Source organism: Streptomyces populi, assembly GCF_002911015.1.
Classification (GTDB): Bacteria; Actinomycetota; Actinomycetes; order Streptomycetales; family Streptomycetaceae; genus Streptomyces; species Streptomyces populi.
In genome coordinates, this window is the sequence record NZ_KZ626989.1 from 1 (window position 1) to 18152 (window position 18152).

General features: G+C 69.9%; 16 protein-coding genes and 1 rRNA gene. 7 read left to right on the top strand and 10 right to left on the bottom strand.

Annotated elements, in window-relative coordinates:
- Window positions 1–97: ribosomal RNA gene (gene rrf / locus CW362_RS38935) — 5S ribosomal RNA — on the top strand; the annotation flags it as partial.
- Between the two features lie 143 nt (window positions 98–240).
- Here rrf and CW362_RS38940 read toward each other — a convergent pair.
- A complete protein-coding gene (locus CW362_RS38940; RefSeq protein WP_103554315.1) occupies window positions 241–1002 on the bottom strand; it encodes a CDP-alcohol phosphatidyltransferase family protein in 762 nt (253 codons plus the stop codon).
- Between the two features lie 151 nt (window positions 1003–1153).
- On the opposite strand from CW362_RS38940, the gene CW362_RS38945 reads away from it, so the two are divergent.
- Complete coding sequence (locus CW362_RS38945; protein ID WP_103554316.1) at window positions 1154–1714, top strand: GNAT family N-acetyltransferase; 561 nt, start codon at window positions 1154–1156, stop codon at window positions 1712–1714.
- A gap of 76 nt (window positions 1715–1790) precedes the next feature.
- Complete coding sequence (locus CW362_RS38950; RefSeq protein ID WP_103554317.1) at window positions 1791–5213, top strand: NACHT domain-containing protein; 3423 nt, start codon at window positions 1791–1793, stop codon at window positions 5211–5213.
- A 72-nt stretch (window positions 5214–5285) separates the two neighbouring features.
- On the opposite strand, the gene CW362_RS38955 is transcribed toward CW362_RS38950, so the two are convergent.
- The 9 genes from CW362_RS38955 to CW362_RS38995 all read right to left on the bottom strand — a co-directional run bounded on the left by CW362_RS38955 (window position 5286) and on the right by CW362_RS38995 (window position 14770).
- Entirely contained in the window at window positions 5286–6956 is a 1671-nt protein-coding gene (locus CW362_RS38955; RefSeq protein WP_103554318.1) for a type IV secretory system conjugative DNA transfer family protein, read from the bottom strand.
- 1 nt (window position 6957) lies between these two features.
- Window positions 6958–8382, bottom strand: a complete 1425-nt coding sequence (locus CW362_RS38960) for an ATP-binding protein (RefSeq protein ID WP_103554319.1) — start codon at window positions 8380–8382, stop codon at window positions 6958–6960.
- A 14-nt stretch (window positions 8383–8396) separates the two neighbouring features.
- On the bottom strand, window positions 8397–9956 hold the full coding sequence (locus CW362_RS38965) for an SCO6880 family protein (RefSeq protein WP_103554320.1): 1560 nt from the start codon (window positions 9954–9956) through the stop codon (window positions 8397–8399).
- The gene (locus CW362_RS38970) at window positions 9953–11266 is read right to left on the bottom strand and encodes a hypothetical protein (RefSeq protein WP_103554321.1); all 1314 of its coding nucleotides are present in this window, start codon (window positions 11264–11266) and stop codon (window positions 9953–9955) included. The genes CW362_RS38965 and CW362_RS38970 overlap by 4 nt, the downstream gene beginning before the upstream one ends.
- Window positions 11256–12110, bottom strand: coding sequence for a hypothetical protein (locus CW362_RS38975; RefSeq protein ID WP_167455658.1), 855 nt, complete (start codon window positions 12108–12110; stop codon window positions 11256–11258). The genes CW362_RS38970 and CW362_RS38975 overlap by 11 nt, the downstream gene beginning before the upstream one ends.
- Before the next feature lie 209 nt (window positions 12111–12319).
- Entirely contained in the window at window positions 12320–12628 is a 309-nt protein-coding gene (locus CW362_RS38980; RefSeq protein WP_037622434.1) for a hypothetical protein, read from the bottom strand.
- An 837-nt stretch (window positions 12629–13465) separates the two neighbouring features.
- Window positions 13466–13726 (bottom strand): DUF397 domain-containing protein, encoded by a 261-nt coding sequence (locus tag CW362_RS38985; RefSeq protein WP_103554322.1) that lies wholly within the window; start codon window positions 13724–13726, stop codon window positions 13466–13468.
- Window positions 13719–13913 (bottom strand): DUF397 domain-containing protein, encoded by a 195-nt coding sequence (locus tag CW362_RS38990; RefSeq protein WP_103554328.1) that lies wholly within the window; start codon window positions 13911–13913, stop codon window positions 13719–13721. The genes CW362_RS38985 and CW362_RS38990 overlap by 8 nt, the downstream gene beginning before the upstream one ends.
- Before the next feature lie 11 nt (window positions 13914–13924).
- Window positions 13925–14770 carry a helix-turn-helix domain-containing protein gene (locus CW362_RS38995; RefSeq protein ID WP_103554323.1) on the bottom strand — a complete coding sequence of 282 codons (846 nt, stop codon included), beginning with the start codon at window positions 14768–14770 and terminating at the stop codon, window positions 13925–13927.
- 208 nt (window positions 14771–14978) lie between these two features.
- Here CW362_RS38995 and CW362_RS39000 point away from each other — a divergent pair, with 208 nt between their 5' ends.
- The 4 genes from CW362_RS39000 to CW362_RS39015 form a co-directional block, all read left to right on the top strand.
- The gene (locus CW362_RS39000) at window positions 14979–15428 is read left to right on the top strand and encodes an ATP-binding protein (RefSeq protein ID WP_103554324.1); all 450 of its coding nucleotides are present in this window, start codon (window positions 14979–14981) and stop codon (window positions 15426–15428) included.
- 139 nt (window positions 15429–15567) lie between these two features.
- Window positions 15568–16347, top strand: coding sequence for a trypsin-like serine peptidase (locus CW362_RS39005; protein ID WP_103554325.1), 780 nt, complete (start codon window positions 15568–15570; stop codon window positions 16345–16347).
- Window positions 16348–16454: 107 nt separating this feature from the next.
- Complete coding sequence (locus tag CW362_RS39010; RefSeq protein WP_240658282.1) at window positions 16455–17462, top strand: bifunctional lytic transglycosylase/C40 family peptidase; 1008 nt, start codon at window positions 16455–16457, stop codon at window positions 17460–17462.
- Window positions 17463–17657: 195 nt separating this feature from the next.
- A partial coding sequence (locus tag CW362_RS39015; RefSeq protein WP_103554326.1) for a phosphatase PAP2 family protein occupies window positions 17658–18152 on the top strand: 495 nt, incomplete at its 3' end.

Sequence of the window (18152 nt, forward strand, 5' to 3'; positions counted from 1 at the left end):
GGAAACGCCCGGTTACATTCCGAACCCGGAAGCTAAGCCTCACAGCGCCGATGGTACTGCAGGGGGGACCCTGTGGGAGAGTAGGACACCGCCGAACAAATTTTGAAGAAAACCCCCGTACCGGGGATACCGGTACGGGGGTTTTCTGCGTTCAGGAACAGTTTCCATGAGAAATCAGGAACAGGTTTCACGGGAAAGGGGCGGCCTCCTCGAGGAGGCCGCCCCTTTCCTTTGGTGCGGTTACTTCAGGCGGGACGACGCGACGATCGAGACGATGTGCGCCGGCACGAGCAGCCACACGATCGCCGTCACGGCGACGGTCGCGATCCGCGTGGCCGTCAGGTCGCCCATCGCCAAGTCGACGACCGCGGTGACGAGCAGCAGGATGGTGCACTCGATGCCGTTGACCAGGCGGTGGAGGCCCACGGCCGAGGCGAGTCGGCGGACCTGCGCGAGACCGCTGGAGCGCGGGACGACGGAGGCGTCGGTCGCCTTCTCCATGCCGCTGTCGGAGCGGGCCACGTGCACCAGGTCGGAGGACGACTTCAGGAGCAGGACGCCGATCGCCGCGGCCAGACCGGCCACCAGGTAGAGGTCGAGACCGAGTTGGGCGGCGCGGATGCCCATGCCCACCATCACGGCGGCGTCGGCGAGGTAGGCGCCGAGGCGGTCCAGGTAGACGCCGAGCGGACTGAACTGGCGACGCCAGCGGGCCACTTCGCCGTCCACGCAGTCGAGCAGCAGGTACAGCTGCATGAAGACGACGGAGAGTACGGCGCCACCGAGGCCCGGCAGGATCAGGGCGACCCCCGAGAGCATCCCGGCGAAGACCATGATGACGGTGATCTGGTTCGGCGAGATGCGGGTGTCGACGAGATGGCGGGTCACGCGCAGGGAGAGGGACCGCATGTAGAGGCGGCCGGCCCAGTGCTCCGCGCGGCTGTCCAGCTTTCCCGTGGGATGGATGACGCTGCGGAGTTCCTCTAGTTGGACTTTGGCCATGCGATGTTCTCCCTGGCGAGCTTGCGCGTGATCGGATCGGTCGGCGGTGTGTGCCGTACAGGGAAGAGCATGACGGTGTCCGGGCCGGCGGTGATCGGCAGGGTGGATATCCAGGTGAGCGCGGTCGCACGCGCGTACTACGGTGACTTCCATGACCTTCAGGACCCATGAGATCCGTTCCATACGCTCCGACGAGTGGCGGCAGGTGAAGGAGCTCAGGCTCGACGCCCTGCGGGACCCCGTCGCGCACCTCGCGTTCCTGGAGACCTACGAGGACGCGGCCGCCAAGGCGGACGACTTCTGGCAGGACAGGGCGTCCGGGGCGGCCGTCGGAGCCACCGAGCGGCAGCAGATCGTGGCCGTGGGCGAGGACGGGGTGTGGGCGGGTTCCGTGACCGTGCTGGTCGAGGAGGCCGGGGTGCCCGATGCGTTCGGGACGGTGCCCGAGCGCCGGCAGGGGCATCTGGTGGGGGTGTTCGTACGGCCCGAGTACCGCGGGAGCGCGGCCGGGGTGACCCAGGGGCTCTTCGACGCCGCTCTCGCGTGGTCCTGGGAGGCCGGGCTCGAGCGCGTGCGGTTGTTCGTGCACGAGAAGAACGGTCGTGCCGAGGCGTTCTACCGGAAGGCGGGTTTCCTGCCCACCGGAGAGACGGCACCGATGCCGGGGGGCACCGGCGAACTGGAGCTGGAGTTCGTGATCACTCGGGACTGACGGAACGATCTCCCGTGCCGGGCGTTGCGGCCTAGTATCCGTGGGAAGGGATCGTCGCCGTCTCGGGGGAGCACGCGTGGAACTCGCCACTGTCGGAACGAGGCTGGCCTCGGCCGCCGTGGGCCCCCTTGTGAAGAAGCTGTTCGTCACCGAGGGGCCGGGCGCTGGCCTCGTCGACGAGCCGATCCGTATCTCGGGGTACGTCTCCTTCAAGGGGGAGAAGCGTTCCCTCACCGAGACCGACGTCCGTGAACTCGCCGCCAAGCTGGTCCGGCAGGGGCTGCGGACCGGCGAGCGGCCCATCGCGGCCGACGAGGAGCAGGCCGTCGCCGACGCCCTCGGGGCTACGCTCCACGCACTCGGCGACCTCACCCTCACCGATCTCGACGCCGTCCGTCTCGGGCACCAAGGCTTCGCTCGGGAGCTGCGCAATGCCGGTGACCGTCCTGAGCGGCATCTGAGCGCCCAGGCAACGTATTTCTACGAGCGCCTGGTCGACACGGCCTGTCTGCACATCCTGCAGTTCTTCACGCAGCGGTCGACCTTTGTCGCCCACGCTCTGGTGGAGCAGACGCGGGACCTCGACGAAATCATCTCCAAGGTAGACGAGTTGATCCGGCGCAGTCCGCTTCCGGGAGGCGAGGACGCTGCCTTCGAGCAGCGGTATCTGGAGCATCTGCGCAAGAAGCACGGAAAGCTCACGATCTACGGGATCGACCTGAGCAGCTCACCGACGCGGTGGCCGTTGGACCTGGCGTATCTGAACCTGGAGACGACGGGGGTCCCGTCGACGCGGCAGCCACCGGCATGGTTTCGCAGGCGGCAGCGGGGCGACGTCGAGGCGGCATGGCGCGCTCTGAACGACGAGTTGCTCTCCGCACCGGGAAGGAGCCGGCCCGGAAGCGGGACGGGGGCGGAGCTCGACGAACACGTGAGGGGAATGCTCAGGGACTGGGAGACCAGCGGGGATTTCGACGTCCGGTCTCTCGCCGAGGGTTTCAGCAGTCAGGAAGTCCGCGATGTTTTCGCGGAACTGGCCGTGCTCGCCCGTCGCCTGGGCGTCCCCCAGCCCGCCGACGAGGCCCTCGCCTCCAACCGGCGTGTCCTGCTGCGCGGTGAGGCCGGTTCGGGTAAGACCACGCTGGTGCAGTGGCTGGCCATCACCGCCGCCTGTACGGATCTGCCCGACCGGTTGGCGTACCTCTACGACCGGGTGCCGTTCGTCCTCCCGCTCCGTACCCTCACGCGCCACGGTGACCGGCTGCCCGGCCCTCACGACTTCCTCGCCGCGACCGGCTGTCCGCTGGCCGGCGCTCAGCCCGACGGATGGGAGGACCGGGTTCTCCGCGCCGGGCGCGGGCTGGTCCTCGTCGACGGCATCGACGAGGTCCCCGAACCCGAGCGCGAGCGGACCCGCAGATGGCTGCGGGAGCTGATCGAGACGTACGACGGGGAGAACCGCTGGCTGGTCACCTCGCGGCCGTCAGCCGTGGACCACCGCTGGTTGTTCGAGGACAACTTCGCCGAGCTGACGCTCTCCGCGATGGGTCCGGCGGACATCGCCACCTTCATCAAGCGGTGGCACGCCGCAGCCCGGACGAGCACGGACGACGGCGGTGAACTCGCTCGGTACGAAGCCCAGCTCCTCACCGCCGTCCGGACGCAGCCGGATCTCGGACGGCTCGCCACCAATCCCCTGATGTGCGGGCTGATCTGCGCCCTCCACCGCGATCGGCGCGGCTATCTGCCCCATGGGCGCAAGGACCTGTACGAGGCCGCGCTGTCGATGCTGCTCAGCCGCCGCGACCGGGAACGGGACATGAAGGTCCCCTCCCTCCGCGAGGAGCCGCAGCTGGAGGTTCTCCAGCTGATCGCCTACTGGCTGATCAAGAACGGCCGCACGGAGATGGACCGTTCACGAGCGGAGATCATCATCGGCCGGGCTGTTCCCGCGATCCCCGAGATCGCCGAACTGGGTGGGGCGTCGGCCGTCTTCGACCACTTCCTCGAGCGCAGCGGCCTGTTGCGCGAGCCGGCCCCCGGCACGGTGGACTTCATCCATCGCACCTTCCAGGACTTCCTCGGTGCCCGGGCGGCCGTGGCGGAGGGCGACTTCGGGCTGCTGGTCGAGCACGCGGACGACGACCAGTGGGAGGACGTGATCCGCATGGCCGTCGCGCTGGCCCGGCCCCGAGAGCGCGAGACGATCTTCCAGGAACTGCTCGGCCGGGGGGAGCGTGCCCCCGACAGGAAGGTGCAGACGCGCATCTACCTGGTGGCGGCCGCCTGCCTGGAACACGCCACCTCCCTCAGCCCGTCCGTGCGGGAGGCCGTGGAGCGATCCACCGCCACCCTCATCCCTCCGAGGAACGAGGAAGAGGCCCGGGCACTGGCGGAGGTCGGGCCCCTGATCCTGCATCTCCTGCCGGGGCCCGAGGAACTCGACAACGACGTGGCCGCCTTCAACACGGTCATCGCCGCATCGCACATCACCTCCGAAGCCGCCATCACCTTTCTCGCACGGTTCGTCGAGCACGCCTTCGTCCCGGTGCGCGCTCAGCTCGTATGGGCCTGGTCCCGCTTCGACAGTGGGCAGTACGCCGACGAGATCATCGCGCGGCTGAAGCCGGACGATCTCACCTACACCGTCCAGAGCGACGAGCAGCTCGGTCATCTTCGGCGTCTCGGGCTCGTCCCGGAGAGCCTGGACGTGAGAGCTGCCGTCTCCGTGGAGGCACTGACCCTGTATCTCTCCCACCACCGCGTCGGTCAGCTGAGTCTGCAGGGCAAGCCGGCCGATCTGGAATTCCTGTCTGGTCAGACCGAGTTGACCTCGCTGATCATCCGGGGCTGTGCGAACCTTCTGGATCTCCGCGGAATCGGTGGACTCGGCCTGCGGCACCTTGACCTCACCACGCTCCGGGCCGACATCGACCTACGTGCGCTCGGGGAACTGCCCCAGCTGGAATCGCTGGTGCTCGGAGGTGCTCCCGGCCTCCGCTGGTCGCCGCGCGGGCTCAACTCCAGTGCCCGCTTGCGGACTTTGCAGGTCACCGACGGTGCGGCACCCGAAGGCGGACTCGCGGGCTTGAGCCGCTTTTCCGAACTCACGAGCCTCGGACTGTGCCGGGAGTCCGCCCCGGCTTCCGCCGCCGACTGGCAGGAGATCCGCGCCCTGCCGCACCTCACCGATCTCAGCGCCACAGCCGCTTCGCTGGACATGCTCGAGCCGGAGGCGGTCATGGCGTCCGTCACCACCCTGTCTCTCGGTGGAGGTGGCGGTGAGCGGGTCGTCCAGGCCGCCGTGCACCGGCTGCCCCTGGCCTTTCCACGTTTGGAGTACTGCGAGTTTGTAGGAGACATGAGGGCGGAAGGAGACATCGACCTCACCCCGCTCGCTGCCCTGGCCGATCTGAAGGATCTCTACATCGCGGTGAGCCATGACCGTGTCCGGGGTGCCGAGGCCCTGTCCGCGTCGGTTCGCCTGACGTTCCTGTGACGGGTGACGGGTGACGGGTGACGGGTGACGGGTGACGGGTGACGGGTGACGGGTCTTGGCGGTGCTTCTTCCTCAGATCGGAAGCTCGTACTGCGGCCAGCGCGAACGGAGTTGTTCGCGGGAGCGGAGGAGGGCCAGGGTCGGCAGGCCGCGGGCCGGGCCCGTGGTCAGCAGATCGGGGAGCTGGGGCAGCGGGGCCACGGCCGCGATGTCGTCCAGGACGAGCGTGAGTGGTGGGTCGAGCCGACCGGAGGATGACCGTTCGGCCATGCGCCGGCCGCGCTCGACCACGCTTGAGGCGAGGGCCGTCAGGAAGGGCATGGCGCCGGGGCCGGCCTTGGGGTCCTCGATGGGCTCGCCGATCATATAAAGAGTTCCCCCTTCGTTGACGAAGGAATCCAAGGCGAGGCTGTCATTTCGGTTCGGAGTGCAGGATTCGCGGATGTTGACCGTGGTGAACGACGACAGCGCACGCGCCGTCAGCTCCTGTGCTATGTCCCGGCGTTCGGGGTGCGAGACGAGCGCGGCCTCCAGCTCGCCGGCGGCGCCGGACGCGGCCTTGGGATTCGTCCGCAGGGCCCGTACGGCGTCCTGCACCTGTGAGCCCTGGGCCCAGCGGTGGACGTGGCGGAACGCCTTGCCCTCCACCGCGGCGGCGTGCAGATAGCTGCGCATGAGCGTTTCCGCGACATCGGCCATCGCCTGGTCCGCCTTGGCGGAGGGACGCACCGGGGCGAGGAGGGCGACCGCTCTGGCCGCCGCCGTCTCCTTGTCCTCGCAGCCCGCCGCGGGGGACCAGTGCAGCCGGGCCGGGGTGTCGCAGAGGTGGGCCGGGTCGTAGAGGAGGACGGGGCCCAGTTTGGCGCGGGCGTCCTTGGTCTCCGACCAGGTGCGGGGGTCGGAGGTGATGACGAGGACCGGGCCCTCGGCGTCGCGTACGGCCTGGGCCGCGGTGGGGTGACGGGTCTCGGCGGGGGCTAGGACGACCGCGCGCCCGGACGTCCACGCGGGGTTCTGCCGGGGTGCCGCCGCGGAACGGGCCGGCGCGGCCTCGGAGGCGACGGCCTCCCGGCCGCCCTCGTGGCCGGCTGTCCCCGCTGCCACGTGTTCCTGCGTCTGCGCGGTCACGTGCCCCTGCGCCTGCGAGGCCTCGTACCCCTGCGGCTGCGGAACCACCTGGCCGAGCGTCTGTGCCCCCGTGTGTCCGTGGGACTGCTGGAGTGGCTGGGCGGCGCCCACCCGATCGCCCTCGGCCGCCCTGGGGGCCGTCTCCAGGGGCTGCGTCGGCAGCGTCCGCCGTTCCGTCCTGGCCGGTGGCACCACCGGATCCGGAGCGTCCTTGGAGGCCGCGGCCGCCCTGGCCGTCATGGCCTGCGCCCGCCTTCGCGCCCGTCCCGCCCGCCACCGTGCCACCGTGCCCATCACGAACACGGCGAGGACCAGCAGCACCATCAACTGGCCGATGAACAGGCCCCAGAAGAGGCCGTAGCCCGACAGCTGCGAGGCCGGGGTGTCGGGCCAGGCGCCGACGATGTCGTGCGGCTCGCCGATCAGGTGCCGCATGGCCAGGGGCGTACGGGTGAAGGTGATCGCGTCCGGCCAGGCGCCGCGGGAGAACCAGCCCGCGAGGCCCGTCGCCGTCCAGACCATCAGGGTCATGCCGAGGAGGAAGCCCAGTACCCCGATCAGCAGGCCGTCGGGGATGCCGCCCGGCCCCTCGCGCCGGTCGCCGTCCTGTCTCATCTCATGCCACCGTGGACTCGGTGGAGCCGTCGAGATCGCCCAGGTGCTGTTCCACGAAGGCCGCCGCCCGTTCCTCGGCCTCCAGTTCGGCGGCGCGCAGGGCGTCGTCGGAGACGAGATCGGTGGACGACTCCGTCATGGCCCGGTCGGTGAAGACCAGTGGGCGTTCCGTCTCGGTGATGAGGTGCTTGACCACCTGGACGTTGCCGTTGACGTCCCAGACGGCGATGCCCGGGGTCAGCGTCGGGATGATCTCGACCGCCCAACGCGGCAGGCCGAGGACCCGGCCCGTCGAACGGGCCTCGTCCGCCTTCTGGGCGTAGATGGTCCGTGTCGAGGCCATCTTCAGGATCGCGGCGGCCTCCTTGGCCGCCGCTCCGTCGACGACGTCCGACAGGTGGTGGACCACCGCCACGAAGGACAGGCCGAGGCGGCGCCCGAACTTCAGCAGCCGCTGGAAGAGCTGGGCCACGAAGGGACTGTTGATGATGTGCCAGGCCTCTTCCACCAGGAAGATGCGCTTCTTGCGGTCGGGCCGGATCCAGGTGTGCTCCAGCCACACACCGACGATCGCCATGAGGATGGGCATGGCGATGGAGTTCCGGTCGATGTGCGACAGGTCGAAGACGATGAGAGGGGCGTCCAGGTCGATGCCGACCGTCGTCGGGCCGTCGAACATGCCCCTGAGGTCACCGTCGACCAGCCGGTCCAGGACCAGGGCGACGTCCAGGCCCCAGGCCCGTACGTCGTCTATGGCGACGTTCATCGCCTCGGCGGACTCCGGTTCGGGGTGGCGCAGCTGCTCGACGATGTCGGTGAGCACCGGCTGGCGCTCGACGATCGTCTCGTTGACGTAGGCGTGCGCGACCTTCAGGGCGAAGCCGGACCGCTCGTCGAGGCCGTGGCCCATCGCGACCTCGATGATGGTGCGCAGCAGGGCGAGCTGGCCCGTCGTCGTGATCGAGGGGTCGAGCGGGTTGAGCCGGATGCCCATGTCCAGGGCGGCCGTCGGGTCGAGCCGGATGGGAGTTATCCCCAGCTCCTGCGCGATGAGGTTCCATTCGCCGACGCCGTCCTCGCCCTGGGCGTCGAGGACGACGACCTGGCGGTCGCGGAAGCGCAGCTGGCGCAGGACGTACGTCTTCTCCAGGGCCGACTTGCCGTTGCCGGACTCGCCGAGGACCAGCCAGTGCGGGGCGGGGAGCTGCTGTCCGTACAGCTGGAAGGGGTCGTAGATGTAGCCCTTGCCGGAGTACACCTCGCGGCCGATGATGACGCCCGAGTCGCCGAGACCCGGTGCGGCGGTGGGCAGGTAGACCGCCTGCGCCTGGCCCGTGGAGGTGCGCACGGGCAGGCGGGTCGTCTCGACCTTGCCGAAGAGGAAGGACGTGAAGGCGTCCGTCGCGGCGGACAACGGATCCCGCATCAGTGCATCAGCCCCTACCTGCGGATTCCGGTGGCGAACGGCAGTGTGTTGACGAAGGCGCGGTGGTGCTCGCGGTCGCACCACTCGAGTTTCAGGTACGACTTGCCGGCCGAGGCGCGGATGGTGCGCTTGTCGCGCGCGAGGGCCTCGGGATTGCGGGAGGAGACGGTGATGTAGCCGACGAGGTTGACGCCCGCGGCGCCGCTCGCCAGGTCCTCGCCGCGCTGGTCGAGGCGGTTGTGCGAGGCGATGTCGCGCGGGTCGACGGTGCGGTTCATCTTGGCGGCGCGGCTGGCCTCGGCCTCGTCGTTGGTCTTCTCGGTCAGCATGCGTTCGATGGCGATCTCGGTGGGTTCGAGGTCCATCGTCACGGCGACCGTGCGGATGACGTCGGGGGTGTGGACGAGGAGGGGGGCGAGGAAGTTGACGCCGACCGGGGTCATCGGCCACTCCTTCACCCAGGCCGTGGCGTGGCACCAGGGGGCGCGGGTGGAGGACTCGCGGGTCTTGGCCTGGAGGTACGTGGGCTCCATGGCGTCGAGCTCGGCCGGCCAGGCGTTGCGCTTGGTCATCGCCTGGATGTGGTCGATCGGGTGGTCGGGGTCGTACATCGAGTGCACGAGGGAGGCGAGCCGGCCCTGGCCGAGCGGCTGGCGCACACGGATGTCGGCTTCCTGGAGCCGGGAGCAGATGTCGGTCAGCTCGCGGGCCATGACGACGGCGAGTCCGGCGTCCCGGTCGACCTTGCGGCCGCCCTGCGGCCGCGCCGCCCGCGCCATGGCCTGGCCCTCGGCGGCCAGTTCGCGCGAGTAGTGCATGCAGGCGACGAGGTAGGCGCGGTGCTGCTCGCTGCTCGTGGACACCATCGACTGGAGCTGGTCGTACGACTGCTGGAGCCAGCCCGGGGCCCGGTCGTCGCCGCGCTGGGAGACGTCCTTGGCGTGGGCGTCCGGGTCGGCGGGGAGGGTGCGGGCGAGCATCTGGAGGCGGGTGACGAAGCCGTCGCCGTTCGCCACGTGCTTGAGCAGCGTGCCGAAGCGGTCGACGAGGGCCTCCTGGTCCTCGCTGTCGCGCAGGCCGACGCCCGGTCCCTCGATCTCGATGGCGGCGGTGACGGTCCGGCGGTCGGCGTGCAGCAGCACGGCGATCTCGTCGGGTCCGAACGGGGCGGCGAGCCAGGAGATGCGCCCGATGCCGGGCGGCGGTCCGATCTCGACCTCCCTGCCGTCGAAGCGGGTGCCGGCCTCCATCACCTGGCTGCGGTACGCCGTTCCCTGGCGCAGGGTGCGCTTGTAGCTGCGGTTGATCTCGAACCACTTGTAGAAGGTGCGGCGCTTGTACGGGACGTACACGGCGGCGATCGCGAGCAGCGGGAAGCCCATGAGCAGCACGATCCGCAGGGACAGCACCGGGACGAGCAGACCGCACATCATGCCCAGGAACGCGCCCGCGATGATGAGCGCGATCTCGCCGGACTCGCGGTTCCGGCCGACGATCGCGTTCGGCCGGGCGCGGCCGATCAGATATGTACGGCGGGGCGTGACCGGATGGGACAGGTGGGACTCGGTCGTCAACGCCCTTCACCTCCCGTGCGGTTGCTGTTGCGGGTGTTGCTGGCGTGCGGGGTGTTGACCGCGCTGCTGCGCGGCGGCGGTGCGGCGGAGGGGACGGATCCGCCGCCTCCGTTCGGCGTACGGCTGCTGTGCGCGGCCACACCGCCGGACGCGGGGTTGGCGGGGCGGGGCTGGCTGCTGCCGCCTCCGTTGTTGTCGGCGCGTGAGCTGTGTGTCTTGATGCCCTGCGCGACGAGGGTGGCCGGCGAGCTGATCACGGCGGCGGCCTTGCCCTCGGCTCCCTGCATGATGCGGTTGTTGCGGGAGCCGGCGATCTCGTCGCCGAAGCCGGGGACGAAGCGGTAGATCATCGCGCTGGCGAAGATGGCGAGCAGGATGATGGCGAGCCCGGAGACGACGGCGGAGAACGCGTCGGGTCCGCTGTCGGAGCTGAGGGCTCCGGCGAGGCCGAGCACGATGACGATGACCGGTTTCACCAGGATCACCGCGATCATGATGCCCGCCCAGCGGCGGACGTGGCCCCACAGGTTCTTGTCGACGAGGCCGGCGTAGACGACGGTGCCGAGGAGGGCGCCGACGTAGAGCAGGGCGGCCCGGATGACCAGCTCCAGCCAGAGGATGCCGGCGGCCAGGATCGAGACCATCGAGACGACGATGAGCATGATGGGGCCGCCGCCGACGCTGTTGCCCTTGTCCAGCGCGCCGGAGAACGTCCCGAAGAACGCGTCCGTCTGGTTGCCCGTCGTCTTGGCGAGCACCTCCGTCACGCCGTCCGTCGCCGAGACGACCGTGTAGAGGATCAGCGGCGTGAAGGCGGAGGCCAGCACGGTCAGCCAGAGGAAGCCGATCGCCTCGGACAGGGCGGTGCCGAGGGGGACGCCTCGCACGGCCCGCTTCGCGACGGCCAGCAGCCACAGCAGCAGGGTCAGGATCGTGGACGCCGCGAAGACGACGGCGTACTGCTGGAGGAACTTCTGGTTCGTGAAGTCGACGTTGGCGGTGTCGTTCACGGCGGCGGAGAGCTTGTCGATGGTCCAGGAGGCGGCGTCGGCGCAGCCCTTGGCCAGCGAGGAGAGGGGGTCCAGGGTGGACCCGACACCGGGGTCGGTGGTGAGGCCGGATTTGCCGGATCCCTTGGTGCCGCTGTCGCAGTACTTTCTGGCGGGGCCCCGGACGAGTTCACAAGGGTTGCGGCTGGGAGTCGGGCTGGGGGCGGCGACCGCCTTGGTGGCCAGCAGGACGGCGGCCGACTGCATCGCCACCACCGCGGTGGCGAGCGAGAGGACACGGCGCGGCTTGTTAGCGGGCATACGTGAACCCTCCGAACTCCTCGACGGCCTTGCTCATGTCGTCCGCGGTGGAGGCCTTCTGGTCTCGCCCCACAGGGACAGGACCGTCCTTCTGTGTGAAGTCGGTGACCTTCCAGTCCCCATTGGTCCACTTCAGCTGGTAGGTCGTCGTGTACCAGCTCTCCGTCACGGGGTTGGTGGACCCGTCGCCGGACAGACCGAAGAGCGAGGTGTACCAGAGCTCCACCGTGGCGCTGTCCGTGCCGGAAGCCTTGGTCTTGGTGCCGACCGGAATGATGCGCGAGATGAAGGTCTGACCGGCCGGGGCGGCGCCGTTCTTGTCCAGGCCGATGTTCGTCAGGAACTTCTCACTCGTGTAGGCCGAGTCCAGGTCGGGCTGCCGTGCGGCTGCAACGTCGGGTGCGTACACCGCGTTGACGATCGCGTGCCGCTGGTCGGCGTTGAACATGCCGGTGGAGCCCAGGGCGATACCGTAGTTCGCTGCCGCGCTCTGTGCCCCCTCCTCCGTGTGGGGGAAGCCCGACGGGATGCCTGCGGACTTCGTCGTCACCAGGTGGTCGCCGGAGGCCGCCGTGGGGGACGTCTTGGCCTTGTCGCCGCCGCCGTCGCCCGAGGAGGCCGCGTCGTCGCCGCGGTTCGCGAAGGCGATCGCGGCGATGAGCAGGACGACCACGCCGACGACCGTGACCAGGCTCCGCGAGGAGGATCCGCGTCCGCGCCGCGCGCCGCCGTAGACGTCGCCCGGACGGTCGGGCAGGCGGGTGCGGGTCTGGCCGGAGCCGCCGTACCCCCCGTCGTCGCCGCGCGGGCCGTCGCCGTACCCGGGTTCGTCACCGAGACTCATGCCGCGTACGCCCCCTCAACCTCTCGCTGAACCACGTAGTACGACGGTAGCCGTGCTGGTTCCCGCGCGGGCGCGGTGTGGTGACTGGACATCAGGGAGTTGCAACCTCAGCCGGTGGGCACGACGGACGGGTGGGTCGGTGGAGCGAGGATCCGGGCACGCCCGGCCGGGTACTGACGGTACGCCGGGTGCGGCGCGGCCCGGCCGGGCTACACGGCCATGCCGTACACGATGGTGAAGAGCGTGCCGAGGGATCCGATGATGAAGACTCCCGTGAGCCCGGCGATGATGAGGCCCTTGCCCTGTTCGGCGCTGAAGGTGTCCCGGAGGGCGGTCGCGCCGATGCGCTGTTTGGCCGCTCCCCAGATCGCGATGCCGAGGCAGAGCAGGATGGCGACCGCCATCACCACCTCGACCATCACCTTTGCTTCGTTGCCCAGGCTGCCGAAGGGGCCCCAGTCCGGGGCGATTCCACCGATGATTGTGTTGATGTCGCCCTTGTCGGCTGCGAAAAGCATGTAAGTCACCGCCCCTGGTGGGTAGTTCTGCACCCCCTGCCCACTGTGCGCAGAGGTCGGGCCCATTCTCGCCGACAATGACGCCTTCGTATGTCGACTTGACGTCATTGGTTGGCGGGATTCGTGCGAATTCCTTGTCGCCGGCGTACGCGGGACCCTCTCGGGAGGCGTACGGCGGTATACGAAGAGTCGTATCGTCACTCTGTGTATCACGGCCGGTCACGCCGGGCAATGAGGCGGAAGCGGAACCTGCCGCGTGGTTCCGTCGTTGTCCCCTTCTACGGCTCGTGCGCGGGGTGAATTCGAACGGACGCGGCTCCGGCGGAGGGGTTCTGACGGTGCGTCGCGCCGATGTTCCCCGGGTCGCCGGGCCCGCGCGGGGTGGACGCGGCGCGCCGGGCCGGTGGGAAGGGGGCGTGATCGGGGCGGGCGGCGGACCGGGCCGCGGCCCGTTCGCCGGGGTGGTGCCGGGGAACCCCACGTCTCCCGGCGTTCGCCCGCACTCCGGAGGTCGGCCGGTGAAGGCGGTGACTCTCTCCGGGATGCCCCGTCAGGTCGGACCGTCGTGGCCCGCCGACGACCATCCCTTGTCGGGTGAGCGACGACAAGAGGCTTGTGGAAGCATTGCTTCCGTCTTACTGAACGCGGCGGGCGCGTGACCTCCCCATGGTTCGCGGATGGCCGGCGGCTGACGGCCGCTTGACCCGACTCACAGCTCGTTCAGGGGAATCGCACGGGCGGCGGCGTCGTGCTCCGCGAACGGCCGAGTGCTTCCGTGATGGGCGACGCGCCCGGGCCGAGCCCGTGCGGGGGAGCCGCGAGCGCTACCTCATGACCTCATGGGCGGCCTTCCGCGGGAGCCGGGGGCCGTTCGTCCTCCAGCCCCTCGACGAAGTGGTCGAACTCGCCCGCCCGGACGCCCAGGACGAACGCGTCCCACTTCCTGCGGGTGGTCGTGACGACGTTCTCCGGGTCGCTCGTCTCCCGGATGCGGACCAGGTCGTCCTCGTCGAAGGCGATCTCGATCCAGGGGCCCGGCCCGGTCGCCTCCTCGGGGGCGGCGCGTACCCAGTCGAGGCCGGAAGGGGTGTCAGCCACGGTCGTGGTCCTCCTTGAGGGCGTGCAGGAGGGAGCGGAAGGCCGTCGGGGAGGCGGAGAGCACCGCTCCGCCGGGGTCGCCGGTCTCGGTGAGGCGGATCGCGCCGGAGGCGGGCTCTCCGGCTACGTGGACGCAGGCCTCTCCCTCGCCGCAGTACGAGGACTTCTGCCAGGCGGGCGTGGGCATCGCGGACTCCTTCACAGGTCCTTGAGGATGGTGCCGATGAACGTCCGCGACTCCTCGGGCGTGAGGGCGGTCGCCTCCATGCGGTCGAGCAGTACGCGGTACTTGTCGAGCTGGGCCTCGGCGTCGAGCAGCACCGGGCCGTGCGACTGGTCGAGGTGCACCGTGTCGAGCTGGGGGACCGCTCCGTGGGCGTACAGGATCGACTGTCCGGACCCGGGGTAGGCGCCGGCGCTGAACGGGATGACCTGGACGGCGATGTGCGGGCGCTCGCTCATGTCCAGGATGTGCCTGAGCTGCTTCCGCGTGACGGCGGGACCGCCGAACCGCATGCGCAGGGCGGCTTCGTGGACGACCGCCCGGTAGGGCGTGGGGGAGTCGTCGAAGAGGACGGTCTGCCGCTTGATGCGGAACGACAGCCGGTGCTCGATGTCGGGGGGTGTGAGTTCCGGGACGACCTGGCGGAAGACCTCGCGGGCGTGGTCGTGGATCTGGAGCAGGCCGGGGACGTGGGCGGTGACCGCGGCGGTCAGGCGGGTGGCGTGGTGTTCCACCTCGGCCAGGTCGATCAGCCCGTCCGGCAGGATCTCGCGGTACTCCTCCCACCAGCCGCGGACGCGTTGGGCGGTCATGTCGCCGAGTGCTCGGACCAGAGCCTTGTCCAGGCAGTCGTAGTGGGAGGCGAGCGTTTGGACGCGCTCGGCGCTGACACCGACCCGTCCGGCCTCCATGTTGCTGACCTGGGTCTGCCTGATGCCCATGAGTTGACCGACCTCGGTCGAGGTCAGACCCGCGCGCTCGCGGAGTTTGCGCAGCTCCGTGCCGAGACGGAGCTGGCGACCCGTCGGGTTCGTTCTCACGGGCTCGCTGCCTCCTTGCTGGTGTTCGTCACCCACTCGGGTGATAGTGAAGCCGGTTCTCGCAATCTGGTGAACGCCTTCACCCAGGCGCCGCTACCTTATTGCTGGGACCCCGCCCAGAAGTACCCCGCTCGACGGAGCGGCCGCGGTCACTGGGCACCGTAGCGACATGACACCGTGCAACTCCCCTCCGTGATCGGAGACTTCCATGGCCACCGTATCCCCGCCCTGGTCCTACACCCTCCAACTCCCGCACGATCCACGCTCCCCGGGTATCGCCCGGGTTGCCCTGCGGGCCATTCTCTCCGCCCGCGGACTCGCCGAACTGATGCCGACGGCCGGGCTGTTGGCCTCCGAACTCCTGACCAACGCCCATCTGCACGCGCCCGGTCCGTACGCCCTTCGTGTTCTCCCCGTGGAACCGGACCGGCTGAGGGTCGCCGTGTGGGACCCGGACCCGATCGTGCCGTCCGGGTTCCGGCAGGACGCCTTCGCCGGTCCGCCCCCGCGGGACGACGCCGAGCACGGCCGGGGGCTGCATCTCGTACGGGCCTGTGCCGACGCGTGGGGGGTCTCCGTGCCGCGTGGGCCGGGGGCGCCGCGGGGCGGGAAACTGCTGTGGGCGGAGTGCCGGCACTCCGGGCGGGTACGGGACTGAGCCCGTGCCCGGCGGTTCCCGGGCGAGCGGGGCCCGTGGGCCCGGCCGGGCACCGGTGGCCGGGCGGGGTCGGCCTTCACAGGTGATACTCGGACAGGTCCGAGGTTTTTCTCACCCGCTTGCGGCAAGGTGAGGGGCGATGAAGAGCATCCGCATCACCCGTCTCCCAGACACCCGGCGGCCGGCACTGCTCGGTGCGGCCCTCGTGCTGCTGGCGGTGACGTCCTCGTCCGTCGCCGCGGCCGACGACGGCCCCGGACCCTTCGGCGTGACCGTCCGGGCCGCCGAGAACGGCCGGAGCGTCCGGGTGGGTGCCCTGTTCCACGGGGACGCCGCGAGCGGCGGCGCCGGCGGGCACTTCTGCACCGCCTCCGTCGTGCGCAGCCGGGGACGCGACCTCGTCCTGACCGCCGCCCACTGTCTGGAGGGGCAGGCGCAGCTCTCCTTCGCTCCCGGCTACCGCGACGGCAGGGCACCGTACGGGTTCTGGGACGTCCAGGGCGTGTTCCTCCCCGAGGGGTGGAAGCGGGACCAGGACGAGGACAGCGACGTCGCCTTCGCGGTCCTCGCCACCCGCGACGGCGAGGAGGTCGAGGACGCGGTCGGGGGCGCGAACGCGTTCGCCGCGCACCGCGCCACCGGGGCCACCGCCGTCACCGTCACCGGCTACCCCGGCTCCGTCGACTCCCCCGTCACCTGCACCGACAAGCCCACCGCGTACAGCCGTACGCAGCAGCGCGTCGAATGTCCCGCCTTCGCCGGCGGGACCAGCGGCAGTCCCTGGGTGAACGGGGACGGGGCGGTCGTCGGTGTCATCGGCGGCCACGAGCAGGGCGGGGACACCGACGACGTGTCGTACAGCGCCGTGTTCGGCACCGAGGCCGAGGAGCTCTACCACGTGGCCGCGCTGGCCGGTTAGCGCTCCTCCGGCGGGACATGCCGCCCCGCCCGTGCGCGCGACGACCCCCTCGCCCGGGGACCCGCCTCTACACTGACGTCGGCGGACTCCCGGTCGGCGAGGGGCGGTTGACGGTGCGTAAGGCCTGGATCGTGGCGACCGCTGCCGTCGGCGCGGGGATGGGCTTCGTGATGCTGCTCGTCGTCGGCGTCTACCTGGTCGCCGGGAACCTCGCGGGAGGCATCGGCGGCGGTTCGGTCGGGCTCGCCAAGGGTGCCGTGCCCGCCGCGTACCAGAGCCTCGTGCAGAAGTGGGGCAATCTCTGCTCCGCGATCAATCCCGCCCTGCTCGCCGCCCAGTTGTATCAGGAGAGCGGATTCAATCCGAACGCGAAGAGTCCGGCGAAGGCGGAAGGGATAGCGCAATTCATTCCGGGGACGTGGGCCACGCACGGGGTCGACGGCGACGGGGACGGTGTCCGCGACGTATGGAACCCGAATGACGCGATTCCGTCGGCCGCCTCGTACGACTGCGAGCTCGCCTCCTATGTGAAGAACGCTCCGGGAAACCCCACCGAGAACATGCTCGCCGCCTACAACGCGGGCGCCTACGCGGTCATCAAGTACGGGGGAGTGCCGCCGTACGCGGAGACCCGGAACTACGTGAAGACGATCACCACGCTGGCGAAGAGCTTCGCGGCCCCGGTGACCCGCGTGGACCCCTCGCAACAGGCGGCGGGGGCCATCACGTACGCGCAGAAGAAGCTCGGCACGCCCTACCTGTGGGGTGGCAACGGAACGGCTGACCAGGGCGGACGCTTCGACTGCTCGGGTCTGACCAAGGCCTCGTACGAAAGCGTGGGGGTGACCCTGCCGCGGGTGGCCAACGACCAGTACAACGCGGGGCCGCACCCCAGGCGCGACGAACTGCTGCCGGGGGACCTGGTCTTCTTCTCGGACGACCTCACCAACTCCCGGGCCATCCGGCACGTGGGCATCTATGTGGGCGGCGGATACATGATCGACGCTCCCCGGTCGGGTGCCGTCATCCGGTTCGACCCCATCGACACGCCCGACTACTTCGGGGCCACCCGGGTGACCGAGGATGGCGCGAAAGCATTGCCCACTTCGGTATGAATCCACCCCTTGATCTGCGGCGATATCTCTCTTCGATAACGTGTGCGTGATCATTCCGTGGAGGGTGGAACGTATTGAGGGGGACCGTGCGTTCCTTTTGGCGTAGAGAACTGATCTACAACCACGGGGGTGGGATCGAGCGGCGCGCGAAAGGGCGTGGCCGCGGGTGAACGACGACGAAGGGGCCGCAGCGCCATGGCGCAACTCGCCGAATCCGGTTCGAACCCCGACGTCGACCTGCTCTACGACATCAACGGCCTGGCCGGGCACACACCGCACTGGTTCGACCGGATCGTGGAGTTCGTCGGCGAGTGGGGTCTCCTGCTCACGATGGTCCTGCTGGTCGTGTGGTGCTGGTCGACCGTGCGGCGGCGGGGCGGAGCGGACGCGGCGGCCTCCGTGGCGGCCCTCGTCTGGACACCGCTCGCGGCCGGTGTCGCGCTCCTCGTGAACGTCCCGATAAGGGGTTTCGTGGAGCGCCCGCGGCCCTTCGTCGACCACCAGGGACTGGACGTCCTCGTGAGCGGCAAGACCGACTTCTCCTTCGTCAGCGACCACGCGACGATCACCCTGGCGATGGGCGTCGGACTCTTCGTCGCCAACCGGAGGTTCGGACTCGCCGGGATAGCGCTGGCGCTGCTCGAAGGGTTCTGCCGGGTCTTCATGGGCGTGCACTACCCGACGGACGTC

What these genes read in the sequence shown, in the direction of transcription:
- CW362_RS39005 (WP_103554325.1), top strand. Translation starts at nt 15,568, where the DNA reads ATGAAGAGCATCCGCATCACCCGTCTCCCAGACACCCGGCGGCCGGCA.
- CW362_RS38945 (WP_103554316.1), top strand. Translation starts at nt 1,154, where the DNA reads ATGACCTTCAGGACCCATGAGATCCGTTCCATACGCTCCGACGAGTGG.
- CW362_RS38955 (WP_103554318.1), bottom strand. Translation starts at nt 6,956, where the DNA reads ATGAGACAGGACGGCGACCGGCGCGAGGGGCCGGGCGGCATCCCCGAC.
- CW362_RS38975 (WP_167455658.1), bottom strand. Translation starts at nt 12,110, where the DNA reads ATGAGTCTCGGTGACGAACCCGGGTACGGCGACGGCCCGCGCGGCGAC.
- CW362_RS38940 (WP_103554315.1), bottom strand. Translation starts at nt 1,002, where the DNA reads ATGGCCAAAGTCCAACTAGAGGAACTCCGCAGCGTCATCCATCCCACG.
- CW362_RS38990 (WP_103554328.1), bottom strand. Translation starts at nt 13,913, where the DNA reads ATGCCCACGCCCGCCTGGCAGAAGTCCTCGTACTGCGGCGAGGGAGAG.
- CW362_RS39000 (WP_103554324.1), top strand. Translation starts at nt 14,979, where the DNA reads ATGGCCACCGTATCCCCGCCCTGGTCCTACACCCTCCAACTCCCGCAC.
- CW362_RS38980 (WP_037622434.1), bottom strand. Translation starts at nt 12,628, where the DNA reads ATGCTTTTCGCAGCCGACAAGGGCGACATCAACACAATCATCGGTGGA.
- CW362_RS38960 (WP_103554319.1), bottom strand. Translation starts at nt 8,382, where the DNA reads ATGCGGGATCCGTTGTCCGCCGCGACGGACGCCTTCACGTCCTTCCTC.
- CW362_RS38970 (WP_103554321.1), bottom strand. Translation starts at nt 11,266, where the DNA reads ATGCCCGCTAACAAGCCGCGCCGTGTCCTCTCGCTCGCCACCGCGGTG.